Origin of the sequence: Mesorhizobium sp. B2-4-12 (assembly GCF_006441575.1) — a bacterium.
Lineage (GTDB): Bacteria > Pseudomonadota > Alphaproteobacteria > Rhizobiales > Rhizobiaceae > Mesorhizobium.
The window spans coordinates 16250-34781 of sequence record NZ_VFVC01000032.1; the positions used below are offsets into that span (position 1 = coordinate 16250).

At 63.6% G+C, this 18532-nt stretch carries 13 protein-coding genes; 6 read left to right on the forward strand and 7 right to left on the reverse strand.

The genetic code is table 11. From position 1 onward, the window contains the following. The first annotated feature begins 123 nt into the window (after positions 1-123). Positions 124-1134: an endonuclease/exonuclease/phosphatase family protein gene (locus FJ934_RS18750; RefSeq protein ID WP_181165679.1), complete on the forward strand. Its 1011-nt coding sequence runs from the start codon at positions 124-126 to the stop codon at positions 1132-1134. Between the two features lie 41 nt (positions 1135-1175). Here the strand turns inward: FJ934_RS18750 and FJ934_RS18755 are convergent, their stop codons facing one another. Beyond that, on the reverse strand, positions 1176-1772 hold the full coding sequence (locus FJ934_RS18755) for a DUF922 domain-containing protein (protein ID WP_140611165.1): 597 nt from the start codon (positions 1770-1772) through the stop codon (positions 1176-1178). Positions 1773-1879: 107 nt separating this feature from the next. After that, the gene (locus FJ934_RS18760) at positions 1880-3559 is read right to left on the reverse strand and encodes an electron transfer flavoprotein-ubiquinone oxidoreductase (RefSeq protein ID WP_140611167.1); all 1680 of its coding nucleotides are present in this window, start codon (positions 3557-3559) and stop codon (positions 1880-1882) included. 221 nt (positions 3560-3780) lie between these two features. Between FJ934_RS18760 and FJ934_RS18765 the strand changes: the two genes are divergently transcribed. The 3 genes from FJ934_RS18765 (at position 3781) to FJ934_RS18775 (ending at position 6327) form a co-directional block, all read left to right on the forward strand. After that, positions 3781-4425 (forward strand): hypothetical protein, encoded by a 645-nt coding sequence (locus tag FJ934_RS18765; RefSeq protein WP_140611170.1) that lies wholly within the window; start codon positions 3781-3783, stop codon positions 4423-4425. A gap of 50 nt (positions 4426-4475) precedes the next feature. After that, positions 4476-5396 (forward strand): uracil-DNA glycosylase, encoded by a 921-nt coding sequence (locus tag FJ934_RS18770; RefSeq protein WP_140611172.1) that lies wholly within the window; start codon positions 4476-4478, stop codon positions 5394-5396. Positions 5397-5514: 118 nt separating this feature from the next. Continuing rightward, complete coding sequence (locus FJ934_RS18775) at positions 5515-6327, forward strand: helix-turn-helix transcriptional regulator (RefSeq protein WP_140611174.1); 813 nt, start codon at positions 5515-5517, stop codon at positions 6325-6327. Here FJ934_RS18775 and FJ934_RS18780 read toward each other — a convergent pair whose 3' ends face one another. Next, positions 6328-7293, reverse strand: a complete 966-nt coding sequence (locus FJ934_RS18780; protein WP_140611176.1) for a DMT family transporter — start codon at positions 7291-7293, stop codon at positions 6328-6330. Between the two features lie 230 nt (positions 7294-7523). Between FJ934_RS18780 and pepN the strand changes: the two genes are divergently transcribed. Then, the gene (pepN, locus tag FJ934_RS18785) at positions 7524-10169 is read left to right on the forward strand and encodes an aminopeptidase N (protein WP_140611178.1); all 2646 of its coding nucleotides are present in this window, start codon (positions 7524-7526) and stop codon (positions 10167-10169) included. Between the two features lie 206 nt (positions 10170-10375). Continuing rightward, the gene (locus FJ934_RS18790; protein WP_140611180.1) at positions 10376-12697 is read left to right on the forward strand and encodes a PAS domain-containing sensor histidine kinase; all 2322 of its coding nucleotides are present in this window, start codon (positions 10376-10378) and stop codon (positions 12695-12697) included. Between the two features lie 45 nt (positions 12698-12742). Here FJ934_RS18790 and FJ934_RS18795 read toward each other — a convergent pair whose 3' ends face one another. The 4 genes from FJ934_RS18795 to FJ934_RS18810 are packed head-to-tail and all read right to left on the reverse strand — an operon-like array spanning position 12743 to position 18395. After that, positions 12743-13219 (reverse strand): hypothetical protein, encoded by a 477-nt coding sequence (locus tag FJ934_RS18795; RefSeq protein WP_140611182.1) that lies wholly within the window; start codon positions 13217-13219, stop codon positions 12743-12745. Between the two features lie 51 nt (positions 13220-13270). Continuing rightward, positions 13271-16231: a bifunctional [glutamine synthetase] adenylyltransferase/[glutamine synthetase]-adenylyl-L-tyrosine phosphorylase gene (locus FJ934_RS18800; protein WP_140611184.1), complete on the reverse strand. Its 2961-nt coding sequence runs from the start codon at positions 16229-16231 to the stop codon at positions 13271-13273. Next, on the reverse strand, positions 16231-17712 hold the full coding sequence (locus tag FJ934_RS18805) for an ATP-binding protein (protein WP_140611186.1): 1482 nt from the start codon (positions 17710-17712) through the stop codon (positions 16231-16233). Before FJ934_RS18805 ends, FJ934_RS18800 begins: the two co-directional genes overlap by 1 nt. Positions 17713-17720: 8 nt before the next feature. Further along, positions 17721-18395, reverse strand: a complete 675-nt coding sequence (locus FJ934_RS18810; RefSeq protein WP_027046649.1) for a response regulator transcription factor — start codon at positions 18393-18395, stop codon at positions 17721-17723. Between the last annotated feature and the right edge of the window lie 137 nt (positions 18396-18532).

Consider the following 18532-nt stretch of genomic DNA (forward strand, 5'->3'; position numbering starts at 1 on the left):
GAAGCCGCGGCGAGGCAATTCGTCGTCTTGCCCGGGCCGCGATTTGGCCCATAAGCAGATCGAACGATCGTCAGGCGGCATTCGGCAGATATGACCCCAATGACAACAGGCGCGCGCTCGAACATGACTGCTGGGTTGGCATTCCTGGCGATGATGGCCTTGTCGGCGGCCCTGTTGGCCGGTTTCTTCGGCTCGCTGCACCCCGCTTTCGATTCCTTCTCGCATTTCCGCATGCACCTCGGCGTGCTTGTCGCGTTGCTTGCCCTGCCGCTGCTGGCCAGTTCGTTTCGGCTGCAGGCCGCGGCGGCCCTACTCTTTGCCGTCGCCAGCCTCGCGACGACGGCAAGTGCGCTGCCCAGATTCTGGCCGCAGCAGGCCGTCGCCAAACCGGCGGATAAAATGACTTACAGCCTGTTGCAGATGAATCTGCGCTTCAACAACCCGACACCGAAGAAAGTGCTTTCCCTGATCGGCCGCACCAATCCGGACGTGATCACCCTCGACGAAGTCTCGGCGATGTGGGCGACCGAGTTCAGCTATATCGCCAGCGCCTACCCCTACCGCATTCTTTGCGACTATCCCAACGGCATGTTCGGCGTAGCGCTGCTGTCGCGCCGGCCATTCGTCGCCGGCACCGCGCCGCGTTGCGAGCCGCGGGGCGCGATGGCGACCGCCACCATTGATTTCGGCGGGATCGGTGTCGACGTCGCCGCGATCCATTTGAGCTGGCCCTGGCCGAAGGAGCAATACTGGCAGATCGGCGAACTGACGGAACCACTGGTCGCGCTCGGCGAGACCGCGATCCTGGCCGGCGATTGCAACGCCGTGCCGTGGAGCGCGGCTGTGCGGCGGGTCGCGGCTCTCGGCGGGCTGACACTTATGCCTTCGGCCGGCCCGACCTGGATCCACCGGACGCTGCCCGACGTCCTGCGCCGCTATGCGGGCCTGCCTATCGACCAGGTGTTCAGCAAGGGCGCATTGACGATCCTGTCGTCGACGCGAATGGAGGATACCGGCTCCGACCATCTGCCGGTCCTGGTCCAGTTCACGCTGCGGCCCGACGACAAGCAGCCTCATGACGAACATGAGAGCGCGTTGGCCTCGAACAATCCGATTCCCACGCCGCGCGGCTGAGCGCGCCTTCGTCCTCTCCAGGATGACGACTGGATCGGCCTTCAGGGCTTCCCCACCAAAGCGTCGACAAGGTGCTCGACATGGCCGCCGTTGCGGTGCTCGCGCGCGTCGAAAGCGTTCTGCTTGGCTTCGTATTCGGCATAGATGGCGTTGATGCGCCGTCTCGCCTCAAAGTGTGTGCCCGTGCAGAACCAGTTGTCCGGGCGTTCCAGGCCGGCAAGCGCGGTCTCGGTCGCGCGCATCATCGCCTTGGCGATGCTGCCGTGCGTGTGCTCGTGCTTGCGGACGCCAGCCATGAACCGGTCCCAACGCTTGCGCAGGCCTGGGCTTGCCGGCGAGAACCGCGGGAAAGTGTAGGTCAGATCAAGGGTGCCGTTGGCCTGCCGCAAATGACAAATCCCATCCTGGCGGCTGATATCGAGTTCCCAGTGGACGGTGTAGCCGGTTTCGGCGATGGCACGTGTCATATAGCCGTGCTTGGGTCCCTGCCGGTCCATCGCCTCGACAAGCTCGGCCCCGGTCTCTCCGGCAACATCATAGGTACGGACGCGGACGATGAGCTTAGTGGCCGCCGATGCGGCTGACACGCAGGACAGCGCACAGGCCGCGGCAAGCATTGTCAGGCTGGTCAGGCGCATGTCCGCCTCCTTTGTGGGTAGCCAAGCAGACCACACTCGGCGAGGCGCTTCAACGGGCTTGCGCGAAGCCGCCAGTCTCGCGATGGCGGCAGCAGATCGGCCGCCACTCACATATTCTGGTAGACCGGGCCTTCTCCGCCCTGCGGCGGCACCCAGTTGATGTTCTGGTTCGGGTCCTTGATATCGCAAGTCTTGCAGTGGACGCAGTTCTGCGCGTTGATGACGAAGCGCACGTCCTTGGCCGAGGGATCGGCGGCTGCGTTGCCGTCCTTGTCGACCCATTCGTAGACACCGGCCGGGCAATAGCGTGTGGAAGGCCCGGCGAAGACATCGTGCTCGGAGCGCTGCTGCAGCGCCATGTCGCCGACGATGAGGTGCACCGGCTCGTTTTCCTCGTGATTGGTGTTGGACAGGAACACCGAGGACAGGCGGTCGAATGTCAGCACGCCATCCGGCTTCGGATAGGCGATCTTCTTGTGCTGGGCGGCGGGTTCGAGTGTGGCATAGTCGGCCTTGCCATGCTTCAGCGTACCGAAGGGCGAGAAACCGAACAGCGTGTTCAGCCACATGTCGAGGCCACCGAGGCTGACGCCGACGATGGTGCCGAAGCGCGACCAGAGCGGCTTGACGTTGCGCACCTTCTTCAGATCCTTTCCGATGTCGGTCGCGCGCCACGCCGCCTCGTAGGAGGAAAGCTCGTCATTGGCACGGCCGGCGCCGATCGCCTCGGCGACATGCTCGGCCGCCAGCATTCCCGACAGCACCGCATTGTGGGAGCCCTTGATGCGCGGCACGTTGACGAAGCCCGCCGCGCAGCCCATCAGCACGCCGCCAGGGAAGGACAGTTTCGGCACCGATTGCCAACCGCCTTCCGTGATGGCGCGCGCGCCGTAGCCGAGCCGCTTTGCGCCTTCGAACGTCCCCGCGACCGCCGGATGGGTCTTGAAGCGCTGAAATTCCTCGAAGGGCGACAGATATGGGTTTTTGTAGTTGAGGTGGACGACGAAGCCGACCGCCACCTGGTTGTCCTCCAGATGGTAAAGGAACGAGCCGCCGCCAGTCTTCATGTCAAGCGGCCAGCCAAAGGAATGCTGCACCAGGCCCGGCCGGTGGTTCTCCGGCTTGACCTGCCAGAGTTCCTTCAGACCGATGCCATACTTGCCGGGCTCGCGGCCGTCGGAAAGCTTGTATCTGGCGATCAGCTGCTTGGTGAGCGAGCCGCGCGCGCCTTCGCCGATCAGCACATATTTGCCCATCAGTGCCATGCCCGGCGCGAAGCCCGGGCCATGCGTGCCGTCCTTCTCGACGCCCATGTCGCCGGTGACGACGCCGGTGACGGCGCCTTCTCCATTATAGAGCAGCCCGGCGGCGGCAAAGCCCGGATAGATCTCGACGCCAAGCGCCTCGGCCTTGGTCGCCAGCCAGCGGCAGACATTACCGAGCGAGACGATGTAATTGCCGTGGTTGTTCATCAGCGGCGGCATCAGGAAATTGGGCAGGCGGAACGAGCCGGCCGGGCCGAGCACCAGGAAATGATCCGCGGTGACGGGCGTCTTGAAAGGGTGACCTTCCTCTTCGCGCCAGCCAGGCAGCAGCCGGTCGATGCCGATCGGATCGACGACGGCGCCCGAGAGAATATGGGCGCCGACCTCGCCGCCCTTTTCCAGCACGACGACGGAAAGCTCGGGATTGACCTGCTTGAGGCGGATGGCCGCGGCAAGGCCGGCCGGTCCGGCACCGACGATGACCACGTCGAATTCCATGCTTTCGCGTTCGATATCGCTCATCAACCCCTCCGCACTGGCTTGCCGCTGGTCGCGCATCTTGCTGGCTCCTGCGCTGCATAGCGCATCAATTGACGACAGGAAACCGGCGCATGCGTGACAATGCGGATTTGGCCAAAAAGTCGCGCATCTTGCGGCATCGTAGCCGTTTCTGCACAGCGCGGCCCGCCAACCCAGCGTTTTTTAATTGTTCGACGGCTTGCTTATCGGCCATACTTCCCGCCATGCGCATTCCCGGGCCAGCCGGCTTTTCTTCGACGCGCTTTCCATCGACGCCCGGCCGGGCCAGCCGGGCGATTCTTCTTGCTCTTCTGACGTTGGCACCAGGTCACGCCGCCCCGAACGAGGTGAAGGTCTGGGCAACAGGCGCCTACTCCTTCTCCGACGAGCTTGGCGGCTTCCGCATCACCGGAGCCTCAGGCATCGGAACGAAGGACGATCCGCTGGTCATCACCGAAGAGCTGAATTCAGCGACACCGGTGACGCTGACCATCCGCACGACAAAGCCGATCCAGCCATTCGGCAAGGCGGGTGAGTTCGCCAACGGTATCATGTATATGCGCATCGACGTGCTCAACAACAGCGGCCAGGCCTGGATCGAGTTCCAGTTCGAGCTTCAGGAAATACTGGATCAGCCAAGCGTGTTTGGAGACGGACTTTCGTTCGACCAGCGCAACAAGACGCCCGAGAACATCTGGTCCAGCAATTTCGCCGATTTCGACCGCGACTTCGAACCCTATGACCGGCTGCTGTTCAGGAATGGCAAGGTCGACCCGCTGAAGACCGCCAGCTTCGAATTCCTGATGACCGATTACACGCCGCGATGGACCTTCTATCTGGTGCAGGACCCACGCATACCGACGGGATAGCGCGGTCTGAACAACTTGCAAATCATGGTCGCGCGGACGATGGTGGCGCCATGACTGCCACCGCCCCCAACACCCCAGCCGAAGTCGCCGAGCTGCTCGCCTTTTATGCCAGCACGGGCGTCGACGAGGCGTTGGAGGACACACCCATCAACCGGTTCGCCGAAGCTTCTCGTCCGAAGCAATCCGAGCGCGCGCCTGCACCGGTCGCGCCCGCCCACGAAAACAGACCCCAGGAGCGGCCCTCATTGGCCCCCCGCGGCGACCAAAGCAGAGCTGCAGGTCAGCAAACGGCATCGCCCGGGTTGGATGCAAGCAAGGTGCCGGATGCGCCGGCGCGTACCGTGGCCGCCGCCGTGCCCGACGAGGCGCAGGCCGCCCTCGCCCGGCAAATCGCGGCGCGCGCTTCCACCCTCGAAGAGCTGCGCCAGCACATGGCGGCGTTCGACGGCTGCAATCTCAAGGCCACCGCCAAGAACCTGGTGTTCGCCGACGGCAATCCGGAGGCCGCGGTCATGCTGGTGGGCGAAGCGCCGGGCCGTGACGAGGACATCGAGGGGCTACCCTTCGTCGGCCGTTCCGGCCAGTTGCTCGACCGCATGCTGGCCGCGATCGGGCTCGACCGCACATCCGTCTACATTGCCAACGTCATTCCGTGGCGGCCGCCGGGCAACCGCACGCCGACGCCGCATGAGACCGAGATCTGCCGGCCCTTCATCGAGCGGCAGATCGAGCTGGTCAATCCCAAGGTGTTGGTCAATCTCGGCGGCCCGTCGGCCAAGACCTTGCTCAACACCTCCGAAGGCATCCTCAGGCTGCGCGGCAATTGGCGCGTCCACACAACGGCCTCCGGCACCGCCATTCCGGCCATGCCGACACTGCACCCGGCCTATCTCCTGCGAACACCGGCCCACAAGAAGCTGGCCTGGCGGGATTTTCTCGAAGTGAAGGCGAAGCTGCGGGCGCTGTCCTAGACTCTTTGTCCTTACGCAATTCCGGACGGAAAACCGCAACGCACTTTTCCTGGAGTTGCTCCAGCGATAACCTCTCAGGTAATTGAAATGCGCCTGGCCTCGGCCTAACCATCCCTCCATGACAACAGCCCAGCCCTCCGCCGGCAGTCTGATCCGGGAATGGCGTACGCGCCGCCGCATGAGCCAACTCGACCTCGCCACGGAGGCCGAGATTTCGCAGCGGCATCTGAGCTTCGTCGAGAGCGGACGCGCCGCGCCCTCGCGCGACATGGTGCTGCATCTTGCCGAGCAGCTCTCGATTCCACTTCGGCAACGCAACCAATTGCTGCTGGCGGCGGGCTTCGCGCCCAGCTTCAGCGAACGGCCGCTCAGCGACGCGACGCTGGCACCGGCGATGGCGGCGGTCGAGATCGTGCTCAAGGGGCACGAGCCTTTTCCGGCGCTCGCTGTCGACCGGCACTGGAACCTGGTTTCGGCGAATGCCGCGATTGCGCCCTTGCTCGCCGATGTCAGCGAGGCTTCCTTGCTGGCACCACCTGTCAACGTGCTTCGCCTCAGCCTTCACCCTGGCGGCATCGCGCCGCGCATCGTCAACCTCCAGGAATGGCGCACGCATCTGCTCCAGCGCCTGAAGCACCAGAACGATGCCACCGACGACCCGGTTCTGATCGAGTTGGAGCGCGAATTGCGTGGCTACCCTTCCGGCCTCATGGGCAGCCGGCCGGCGCCCGTCGAGCCGAATGCCATCGCGCATCCGCTCAGACTTGCCCATGGCGATCAGGTGCTGTCGTTCATCAGCACCATAACGGTGTTCGGCACACCGCTCGACGTGACCTTGTCGGAGCTGGCGATCGAATCCTTTTTCCCGGCGGACGAACAGACACGAGCGGTGCTGGTGCGGCTGACGAAGGAACGGGCCGAACGGTCGTGATCAGCCTTGCGGCAAGGCCGCCTTTCGCGTCCTCGTGCGTTCCAGGCCGAGTTGACGCTCACGCCAGATGATGAAGATACCGGCGGCCACCACGATCACACCACCGACCAGGGTGCTGAGCGAGGTCACATCGCCGAAAACGAAATAACCGACGACGACGCCGAGGATCATCGAGGTGTATTCGAAGGGCGCCACGACCGACGCTTCGGCATGCCGGTAAGCCGCCGTCATCAGGATCTGACCGAGGCCGCCGCAAAACCCGGCCAGCACGAGGAGCGCGGCTTGCATTTGCGTCAGCGATTGCCAGCCGAAAGGCAGCGTCAGCAGCGAGAGCACGCTCGCCGTCGAGGAGAACCATAGCACAATGGTCGCCGTCTTCTCGGTCTGCACGAGATTGCGCACGAGCAGCATGGCGACAGCCGAGATGGCCGCGGCCACCAGCACGGCCACCACGCCCAGGACCTCCTGATCGTCGAGCCCCTCGCCCGAGTTGAGCAGGGTCAGTTCCGGCCACGAAATGATGAGCACGCCAATAAGACCAACGGCAACGGCGCTCCAGCGATAGACGCGGATCGTCTCGCCGAGGAAGATCGAGGAGAACACCACGACCAGCAGCGGCTGCGCATAGTTCAAGGTGATCGCCTCCGGCAGCGGCAGCCTGGTCAGCGCGAAGAAGCCAAGTCCCATGGCGCCGACGCCAACGATGCCGCGCGTGACATGGTTGAAAGGTCGTTTGGTGACGAATGCCGTGGACAGCTGTCTCTTGAATGCCAGAAAAGCAATGATCGGGAAGATGGCGAAGAAGGAGCGGAAGAAGACGATCTGGCCCGCGGGCACGTCGCCGACGGCCTTGATGCAGGTTTGCATGCCGACGAAAACCGCCACGGAGACGATCTTCAGCGCGATGCCCCTCGATGTGCCGTGGCCGCCGGTGGTCTCTGCTTGCGCCCTCACTCCTGATGTCACGCTATCGATGCGTCCTTGATCATTGCTCAGATCCGTCCCCGCGTTGTCCGCCCGTCCCGATTTTCGGCCCGACGGTCATGACTGCCTCGTGATGGTTGGGAAGGAGCGCCTGGAAATCGGCCTTCTCACAGTTTTGTCGAAGGACTGTTTCGTGTAAAGAGCGCGGGCTTCGAATTTTTTGGACCAGTCAGACCATGTCTGGTCCCCGGAAAGACAGGAAAAGCCAGGGAATGCGCACTGACACAGGCCAGGTCTTCAAACTGGAAGACTATCGCCCCAGCGACTACCTCATTCCGGAAACGAACCTTGAATTCCGTCTTTCGCCCCAGGCCACGATCGTCACCGCAATATTGACGATCGAGCGTCGGGCGGGCGTTGCCGCGTCGGCGCCGCTGGTGCTCGACGGCGACGGGCTGACGCTCAAACGCATCGAGATCGACGGCAAGAAAGCGAAGCCGGCGGATCTGTTGGTCGGCCCCGACCAGTTGACCATTCTCAAGCCACCGGCAGCGGGCCGCTTCCGGTTGCTGATCGCAACAGAAGTGGCGCCGGCCGGCAATGAAGCCCTGATGGGTCTCTACCGCTCGAACAACGTCTATTGCACGCAATGCGAGGCCGAGGGCTTTCGCCGCATCACCTATTTCCTCGATCGCCCCGATATCCTGTCCGTCTACACCGTGCGGATCGAAGCGCTGCGCGACGAGGCGCCGCTACTTCTGTCCAACGGCAACCCGGTCGACAAGGGCGACCTCGGCGACGGCCGGCACTATGCCATCTGGCACGATCCCTTCCCCAAGCCGTCCTACCTGTTCGCACTGGTGGCCGGTAATCTCGGCAAGGTCGCCGACAGTTTCGTCACGATGTCGGGCCGCAAGGTCGAACTCGGCATCTATGTCGAGCCCGGCAAGGAGAAGCTTGCCGGCTATGCGATGGACGCGCTGAAGCGGTCGATGCAATGGGACGAAGAGGCGTTTGGACGGGAATACGACCTCGACGTCTTCAACATCGTCGCCGTATCCGATTTCAATATGGGCGCAATGGAGAACAAGGGCCTCAACATCTTTAACGACAAATATGTGCTGGCCGACCAGGAGACCGCGACGGATGCCGATTTCGCCAATATCGAGGCGATCATCGCGCATGAGTATTTTCACAATTGGACAGGCAACAGAATCACTTGCCGCGACTGGTTCCAGCTTTGCCTGAAGGAAGGGCTGACGGTCTTCCGCGACCATGAGTTCTCCGCCGACCAGCGCTCGCGCGCGGTCAAGCGCATCGCCGAAGTGCGCACGCTGCGTGCGCACCAGTTTCCCGAGGATCAGGGCCCGCTGGCGCATCCGGTGCGGCCGCGCCGCTACCGCGAGATCAACAATTTCTACACGGCGACCGTCTACGAAAAGGGCTCCGAAGTGGTGCGCATGATCCGCACCATTCTCGGTGCCGAGGCCTTTCGCGCCGGCATGGACCTCTATTTCGAACGGCATGACGGCGAAGCCGCGACAATCGAGGATTTCATCAAGGTGTTCGAAGGGGCGTCGGGCCGCGACCTGTCGCAGTTCGCGCTCTGGTACCATCAGGCGGGCACGCCAAACCTTACGGTCAGTTCGACGCACAATCCGGCGGCGCAGGAATTCACGCTCGAGATCGAGCAGTCGGTGCCGCCAACACCTTCGGAAAGCCGCAAGCGGCTGATGCATATCCCTCTCGCCTTCGGCCTGATTGGCGCCGGCGGCGAGCCTGTCACGTATAGCGGCGTCGAGGGCGCCAGCGTTGAGGACGGCGTCATCCATGTCCGCAAGCGCCGACATCTGGTGCGCTTCTCAGGCGTTGCCGAACGCCCGGCGGTGTCGCTCAACCGCGGATTTTCGGCGCCGGTGACGCTCGCGGTCGAGCAGAAGGCCGATGACCAGTTCTTCCTTGCCCGTCATGACAGTGATGCCTTCTCGCGCTGGCAGGCGTTCAACACGCTGCTCACCGACGCGCTGATCGTTGCCTTCCGTGAAACCCTCGGCGGCAAGCAGCCCGAGTTCGCACCACGGCTGACCGAACTTGCCGGCAGCATCGCCGGCGACGAGACGCTGGAGCCCGCCTACCGGGCCTTGGCTCTGGCGCTGCCCGCCGATGCCGACATTGCCCGCGACATCGGCAAGAACATTGATCCAGACGCCATCCACGCGGCTCGACAGGCCCTTGCGCTCGCCATCGCCACAGCCAATCGGGAACTCTTCGCCCCGCTGTATGACCGCCTTGCGGACAAGGCCGCGTTCAGTCCTGACGCGACAAGTGCTGGCCGGCGCGCCCTGCGCAACATCCTTTTGGACTATCTCTCACTGTTGCCAGGTGGCGCGGCCCTTGCCGTCGTGCATTTTCAGTCCGCTAGCAACATGACCGATCGTGCGGCCGCCTTGACGGTGCTCGCGCATCGTCACCACGCTTCGCCGGAGGCTAATACAGCGCTGGCGGCCTTCGAAAAGAAGTATGCCGCTGACCCGCTGGTCATGGACAAATGGTTCCAGATCCAGGCCAGCGTGCCGGGGCCCCAGGCGGTGGACACGGTTCGCGTCCTGACCGCTCATCCGGCCTTCTCGATGAGCAATCCGAATCGGGTCCGCTCGTTGATCGGTACATTCTCCGGCGCCAATCAGACCGGCTTCCACCGCCCTGACGGCGAAGGCTACCGGTTCTTCGTACAAACAGTGCTCGAGGTCGAAAAGCGCAACCCGCAAGTGGCGGCAAGGCTGGCGACGGCACTGAGATCGTGGCGTTCACTCGAGCCGGGCCGGCAGGTCAAGGCGAGAGAGGCACTGCTTGCGATCGCGGGAGCCGAAAACCTGTCAGCCGATCTGAGGGATATCGTCGAGCGCACGCTGGCGTAGCCACTTCCCAGCCTTCTCCCATGGGAGAAGGCGGAGGCGCCGTACGTCCAGAAGCCAATATTTCAATCAAATTTTAATCTTTTTTCGCCGGGCCACTGGACAAGGCGAATCACCTTTGATTCTTTAATGGCGATTCGGAAGTGCGGTGTTTGCCGGATCACCAGCACATAGAAATGCGGGCATACTGAAATCGGGGAGTGCCATTTATGGCGAAGGCGGACGCGTGGGGCGCGCCCGGAGGGATGGCTTTTGCGCGGCGCGAAACGCGAAGCGACGGCCTTGCCGGGAATACGCGGCTCATCGCCGAACCGACCTACAAGCGGCTTCTGGCCGCCGAGCCGTTGCTGCGCCGCTCGATACCGGCCCTCATCATCATCTTCCTGGTCGTCATCGCGGCGCTACGTGTCCTGTCGCTGATGAACGAGCGAGACGATGTCGAGCGTGACGCCAAGGCGGTCCTCACGCTGGCGGCGGCACAGCTCGCCAGTTCCCTCGCCGCCACCTCGGATACCGTACCCGGCGCCATCCAGGACCTGCTGGAGACCACCAGCCGTCAGGGCGCCATGGGCCGCAGCCATGTGCTCGTCATCACCGACAGCGCCTTCAAGATCACCGCGGTGACGCCGCGCTCGATACCCTGGCAAGGCCATTCGCTCGACGGCCTCGTCCAGGGCGGGCAGCCTCTGTTCATGTTCGGCGACCGTGCCGGCGTCATGGAGGTCAACATCGGCGGGCAGGACTGGTATGCCGCGGTCAGCCTCGCCAAGGACAGGAAGGGCGCTGCTGCGGCTCTCGTGCCGCAGGAAGCGGTTTTCGACACATGGCGCAAGACCGTCTCGCTGAACGTCACCCTGTTCGTGCTGACGGCAGGCGTGCTGATCGTCATCCTCTATGCCTATTTCGGACAGGCTGCGCGCGCGCAGGCAGCCGACCGTATTTATCTCGAAGCGCATCAGCGCATCGACATGGCGCTGGTTCGCGGCCGCTGCGGCCTGTGGGACTGGGACATGGTGCGCGGCAAGATGTACTGGTCGCGCTCGATGTACGATATGCTAGGCTACGAGCCCTGCGAGACGATGCTGTCCTTCGGCGAGGTCGACGAGATCATCCACCCCGAGGATGGTGACCTGTTCGAGCTCGCCAACAAGATTGTCGCCCGTGAAATCGATCACATCGACCAGGTGTTCCGGATGCGCCACGCCGATGGCCAATGGGTGTGGATGCGCGCCCGGGCGCAAGTCATGGACCCCGAAGCTCCGGAGATCCAGCTGATCGGCATCGCCGTCGACGTCACCGAGCAGCGCCATCTGGCGCTGCGCTCGGAAGCGGCCGACCTTCGCCTCAGGACCGCCATCGAGAACATCAATGAATCCTTCGTGCTGTGGGATTCGGCCCAGCGCCTGATCATGTGCAACTCCAAATACCAGCTGGACAATGGCCTCTCGGATCGCGACGTGATGCCTGGTGTGACGCGTGTGTCGCTGGAAGAGCGGATGCTGGCCTTTGCTTCCGAGCGCCGGCTTGCCAACACCAATGGTCCGCAAGGCGGCGCCACCTTCGAGCGGCAGCTGTCCGATGGCCGCTGGCTGCAGGTAAATGAACTCAGGACCAGGGACGGCGGCACCGTCTCGGTCGGGTCCGACATCACCCAGATCAAGCTGCATCAGGAGAAGCTGGTCGACAGCGAGCGCCGGCTGATGGCGACGATCCATGATCTGAGCCTCGCCCGTCGGGCCGAAGAGGAACGGTCGCGCGAACTGGTCGACCTCAACCGAAAATACATGAAGGAAACCGAGCGCGCCGAAGCGGCGAACCGGGCCAAATCCGAATTCCTGGCCAACATGTCACACGAATTGCGCACGCCTCTCAACGCCATCATCGGCTTCTCCGAACTGATGGAACAGGGCCTGTTCGGCCCGCTGGGCTCGGAGCGCTATGAGGAGTACGCCACCGACATCAACAGCAGCGGCAAATATCTGCTCGGCGTCATCAACGACATCCTCGATATGTCGAAGATCGAGGCCGGCCAGTTCTCGCTGGACCAGGAACAGATCGATCTCGGGCCGTTGATCAGCGAGACGGTGCGTGTCGTCTCCCTGCAGGCGGCACAAAAGGCGATCACCGTGGAAACACGCATCGCCGACGCGTTGACTTTGTTCGCCGATCGCCGCGCCATCAAGCAGATCGTCATCAACCTCTTGTCCAATGCGGTGAAATTCACCGGCCAGGGCGGTCACATATCGGTCAGGGCCCGCAACACATCAGGCGCGCTGGTGCTGACCATCGAGGATAATGGCTGCGGCATCCCGAAGGAGGCGCTCGGCAAGCTTGGACGACCCTTCGAACAGGTGCAGAACCAGTTCTCCAAGAACCACGCCGGATCGGGGCTCGGCCTCGCCATCTCGCGCTCGCTGGCCGAACTCCAGGGCGGCGCGCTGAAAATCCGTTCGACCGAAGGTGTCGGCACTATCGTTTCGGTGCGCATCCCGGTGAAGAAGGCACCGTCAACGGTCAAGGCAGCGGCCTGAACGACAGGCTCCGGATGATACTACCGGAGCCTGCGCCAGACAGTTTCACTGCATGCCGTCGTTGCCTTGGTCATCCCATTGGTGGTGACGGCCGAAGCGGCCGCCCTTCGGCAGTTCGCTCTTATCGATCTTGCCATCATTGTTCTTGTCGAGCAGGGCGAACACCTTCTTCTGGCGACCGGCGATATCATCGGCGGTCAGAGCACCATCGCCTTTGGTGTCATAGCGGGCGATGATGCGCTTGGCCATCCGCTCGAAACGCGCCTTCTCCAGCGCGTCCGCGAGCTGAGCGACGGTCAGCTTGCCGCCATTATCGGCAACGAGCTTCTTCAGTCGCGCGTCCATCACGTTGGAAAACTGGTCGAAGGTGATGGCGCCACCTGAATCACTCATTGCCTTGTCGAGACGCGCCATCATGCCCTCGCGCATTTTTGCGCTGGCATTGTTTTCCGCGTAGGCCGTGGTGCCGACGGCTCCGGCCAGGGCTACGAAGGCAAGGGCAAGCTTGGTTGACTTTTTCATGGTCTTCTCCTGTTGCATCGTCACCCCCGATGCGGCCCGGAAAACCGGTCGTCACGGTCGTCCGGCACGAAGCAAAAGGTCAAAGTCCTTCCTGACCTTTTGCGACGTCTCTTTGAGGTGTGCTTCCAGCACACCGAAATCCGGCAGGTCGGTGACAGCCAGAAGCAGATCGGAAAGCCCCGGCGGAACGTCGTCGCGCTCGAAGGCTCCGGTGAGGCACAGCCGGGTCATCTGGGTCAGCGCCAGGTAGAGGCTGTACGCATCGCCGAGTTCTTGCCTGACCCCGGCGTCGGCGAAGCGAGGTGCCAACCGGGCCAGTATCTCGGCTGTGCCGGTCGCACGCGGCCCGGCCTCGACCTGCCCGGTGATGACAGCCACCTGGGCGATGAATTCGAGATCGATCAGTCCTCCGGGGATCAGCTTGATGTCCCAGAGGTCGCGCGGCGGCTTCTCCGTCTCGATCATGGCCCGCATATCCCAGGCCTCTGCCTTCACCTTTGCCGCGTCGCGCGGCTGGCCAAGCACCGCGGCAACTTCCGCTTCGAGCTCGGCGCACAGGCCGGCATCGCCGGCAATGGCGCGCGCCCGCGATAGCGCCATGTGCTCCCAGGTCCAGGCTTCCTGGCGCTGGTATTTCTTGAAGGAATCGATATGGGTGGCTACGGGCCCCTTGTTGCCCGACGGCCGCAGCCGCAGGTCGAGTTCGTAGAGCACCCCTTCGGCCGTCGGCGCTGAGACGGCGGAAATGAGCCTCTGCGTCATTCGGGTGTAGTAGTGCGAGGGGGCCAGCGGCCTTTCCCCGTCCGATTCGTCAGCATCTGCATCGTGGTCATAAAGCAGGATGAGGTCGACATCCGATCCCGCGGTCAATTCGCGGCTGCCGAGCTTGCCCATGCCGAGCAGCGCAACCACGCCGCCGGCGATCGTGCCGTGGTGCACCGCGAATTCGGCGATGACCGCCCGCAGGGCTGCCTTGATGGTGAGGTCGGCGAGATCGGAAAAGGCGCGGCCGGCCCGGGCCGGGTCAATCGAGCCGGCAAGCAGCCGCACACCGATCAGGAACTTTTGCTCCGAGGCAAAGATGCGCAGCCGGTCGAGCACCTCCTCATAGGCCCTGTCACCTTCGAGGAAGGCGGACAGCCGCGCCGAAAGATAGGCACGATCGGGGAGCTCGGTCAGGAGGGCGGGGTCGAGCAGGCCGTCGAAGACGTGGGGGCGGCGCGTGATGATCGCCGCCAGCCGGGGCGCGGCGCCCATGATCGTCGCCATCAGCTTGAGCAAGGCCGGATTGGACTGCAGCAGAGAGAACAGCTGGATGCCGGCTGGCAAGCCGGCAAGGAACTCGTCGAAGCGGACCAATGCCTCGTCCGCCCGGCGCGTCTGGCCGAAGGCCTTGAGCAAGGCCGGCGTCAGTTCCGTCAGCCGCTCACGCGCCTCGGCCGACTGGGTGACGCGATAGCGCCCGAAATGCCAGCCGCGGATGACACGGCAGATGTCGCTCGGCCGCTGGAAGCCGAGGCCGTGCAAGGTCCGCAGCGTGTCGGGATCGTCGACATCGCCGGTGAAGACCAGATTGCCGATGCCCGCCGAAAGCTCCGGCGCGGTCTCGAACAGCGCCGCATAGTGGCGTTCGACCTGCTGCAGCGAGGCTCGGAACGCGCCGGCAAACCCGGCCGCATCGGCAAAGCCCAGCATGCGGGCGATCCGCTCCAGCCCTTCCTCGTCTTCGGGCAGCGTGTGCGTCTGCTCGTCCGCCACCATCTGGACGGCGTGCTCGACGCGGCGCAGGAACCAGTATTGGCGGGCAAGCGCGTCACGCGCATCGGCGGTGATCCAGCTGCGCGCGGCAAGCTGGCCGAGCATCGGCACGGTCTCACGGCCACGCAGTTCCTGGAACCGGCCGCCGGCGATGAGCTGCTGGGTCTGGACGAAGAACTCGATCTCGCGGATGCCACCGCGGCCGAGCTTGACGTTGTGACCCTTCACGGCGATCTCGCCGTGGCCCTTGTGGGCGTGGATCTGGCGCTTGATCGAATGGACGTCGGCAATCGCGGCATAGTCCATGTATTTGCGCCAGATGTAGGGCTGCAACTCCTTGAGAAAGGCAGCGCCCGCGGCCAGATCGCCGGCCACCGGACGGGCCTTGATCATCGCCGCACGCTCCCAGTTCTGGCCGCGCGCTTCGTAGTAGCGCAGTGCCGCCTCGACCGGAATCGCGAGCGGCGTCGAACCTGGATCCGGACGCAACCTGAGATCGGTGCGGAAAACATAGCCGTGCTCTGTGCGGTCCTGCAGAATGCGCACCAGCCGTCGCGTCAGGCGCGAAAACAGCTCCGTGGCGTCGAGCGGATCGACCATGGCGGCCGCTTCAGGATCGAAGAAAACGACGAGATCGATATCGGAGGAGAAATTCAGCTCATGCGCGCCGAGCTTGCCCATGCCGAGCAGGATCCAGCCGGACTGCCGCGACGGGTTGCCGAGGTCCGGCAGCTTGAGCTTGCCCTGGGCATGCGCGTCCCGCAGCAGGAAGTCCACCGCCGCACGGGTGCAAGCTTCGGCAAGGTCGCTCAGCCGCCGCACCGTCAGCGACGTTTCGGCGTCACCTGAGAGATCGGCGAGCGCGATCAGGAAATGCGCCTCAGCCTTGCATTGGCGCAGCGCCATCATCAGGCTGGATTCGGAAACCGCCTCGGCCAGCGGCGCCTGGTCGATCGCCGTGGTGATCGCTTTCAGGCGAGCCTCGATCGGCTGGTCGAACAGACCGTCCAGGATCTGCGGCCGGCGTCGCGCCGTATCGCGCAGGAATGGCGAGAGGTCGAAGACAGCGGCCAGGAAAGCCTGGCCCTCCCCGATGCCGCCCAGGAACGCGGCCAGCCGCGCCAGCCCTTCTTCGCGTGCCACGGCGGCAATTTCGGCCAGTTCCTGTCGAGCCCGGCCCTCGTCGAGAGGGGCAAGCGCAACCGCCGGCTTCAGCAGCCAGTCCATGACCGTCCGTTTCGCGGTCGCAGCCATCAGTGATCCTCCCGTGCGGGGAAACTCATGACCACGGATAGTCCCGGATTGCCAGGCAAGAGATCAAGCCTTCCATAGTGGAACGTCATGACCGCCTTGGCGAGGCTCAGTCCAAGGCCTGAGCCGGGCTGCGAGCGGCTCTTCTCCAGCCGAACGAACCGCTCGGTCGCCCGGGCCCGATCGGCGTCATCCGGAATGCCCTGCCCGTTGTCGGTAACGGAAAGCCTGATTTCGCCATGCGTGCGACCGAGCGTCACGCGAACCGCCGGCTTGGACGTCGAATCGGTCGAATATTTGATCGCGTTGTCGACGATGTTGGACAGCGCCTGGCCGATCAGTTCGCGATTGCCGTTGACGACAAAGGCGCCGTTCACCTCGGCTTCGAGGGAAACGCCAGCCTCCTCCGCCACCGGTTCGTAGAGTTCGACGACATCGCGCACCGCCGCCGCCAGATCGACGCGGTTGGTGTGCTCCGAGGAATATCCCGCCTCAAGCCTGGAGATCATCAGGATGGCATTGAAGGTCTTTATGAGTTGGTCGGACTCGGTGATGGTGCCTTCCAGCGCCTGGCGATAATCGGCAGGCTTGTTCTTGCTGGAAAGTGTTGCTTCGGCCCTGTTGCGCAGCCGGGTCAGCGGCGTCTTCAAATCATGCGCGATATTATCGGATACCTGCTTCAGGCCCTCGTTGAGCGTGGCGATCCTGGCCAGCATGGCGTTGAGGTTTTCCGAAAGCCTGTCGAACTCGTCGCCGGCCCCGGTCACCGGCAGCCGGCCGGAGAGATCACCGCCCATGATGCGGCGGCTGGCCTCCGAAACACCGTCGATGCGCTTCAGCGCGGTGCGGCCGACAAAGAACCAGATCAAGATGCCGCCCAGGCCCATCATGCCAAGCGCCAACGTCAGCGCGCGGCGGATGACGGCGCGAAAGCGCTCCGGTTCGCCAAGATCGCGGCCAACCAGCATGATCATCTGATTGGGCAGCCGCAGCACCAGCGCGATGGCGTTATGACCTTTCTCGCCTTCGGTCTGCGGCGCCGCGTTCTCGCCGGTTGAAGGAGACGTCGTCTGATCGGACGTTCCGCTGCGCAGGCGGTCGAGCTCGCCTTCGCCGAAGCGCTTGTAGGAGAAGGGCTGGGTTGTCCAGCCTTCGGTGTCGATCACCCCCGGTTCCAGGCTCTGCACATTGCCGGTCAGTATCTGGCCATTGGCGTCGGCAATTAGATAGAGGTTGGCGCCAGGCTGTCGGGAGCGTGCCTCGACCACGCGCACCAGTACCGGCAGACCACCGCGCTGATATGCGCGGGCGAGACCAAGCACTTCGTCGTTGATGGTCTCCTGCGTCTGCGTCGTCAGCATGCGTGCCGACAGTGAGGTCATGTAGAAGACGAGCAGCACGGCGCAGAGCGCGAACAGCAGAAGATAGAGCGCCGAAAGCCGCGCAGCCGTCGTCTTCATGATGGCGGGCACGGAAAGGGCCATGCTGCCGCCTAGCCGCCCTTCAGCATGTAGCCTGCGCCGCGAACCGTATGCAGGATGGGCTTGTCGAAGCCTTTTTCAATCTTGCCCCGTAGCCGCGACACATGAACGTCGATGACATTGGTCTGCGGATCGAAATGGTAATCCCAGACATTTTCGAGCAGCATGGTGCGCGTCACCACCTGGCCGGCATGGCGCATCAGATATTCGAGCAGGCGGAATTCGCGCGGCTGCAGCGTGATCTCGCGCGCCGCCCGGCGGACCGAATGCGACAGCCGGTCGAGTTCAAGGTCGCCCACCCGGTAGACAGTTTCGGCCTCCTTGGCGCTGGCGCGGCGGTTCAGCACCTCGACGCGGGCCAGAAGTTCGGAGAATGCATAGGGCTTGGTCAGATAATCGTCGCCGCCGGCGCGCAAGCCGGTGACCCTGTCATCGACCTCTCCCAGCGCCGACAGGATCAGCACCGGCGTGGTGTTGCCCCTTGAGCGCAGCCCTGCGATGACCGAAAGGCCGTCACGGCGCGGCATCATCCGGTCGATGACCATCACGTCATAATCGCCGGCGTCGGCAAGCGCGAAGCCGGTCTCGCCGTCACCGGCGACATGCGCGGTATGACCGGCTTCGGTAAAGGCTTTCTGCAGATAATCCGCAGCCTCCCGATCATCTTCTATGACGAGAATCTTCATAGGATCGTTATACGCGATTTCGCTGGAAGGTTGAGTAGCCGGCATGTGCATTCAGCCTTTGCGTAAGCGCATCGAGATCTAGATGATCCGGGGGGGCGCAATGAAATCCTTGTTCTCCGGCGTCGATACGCCGGACA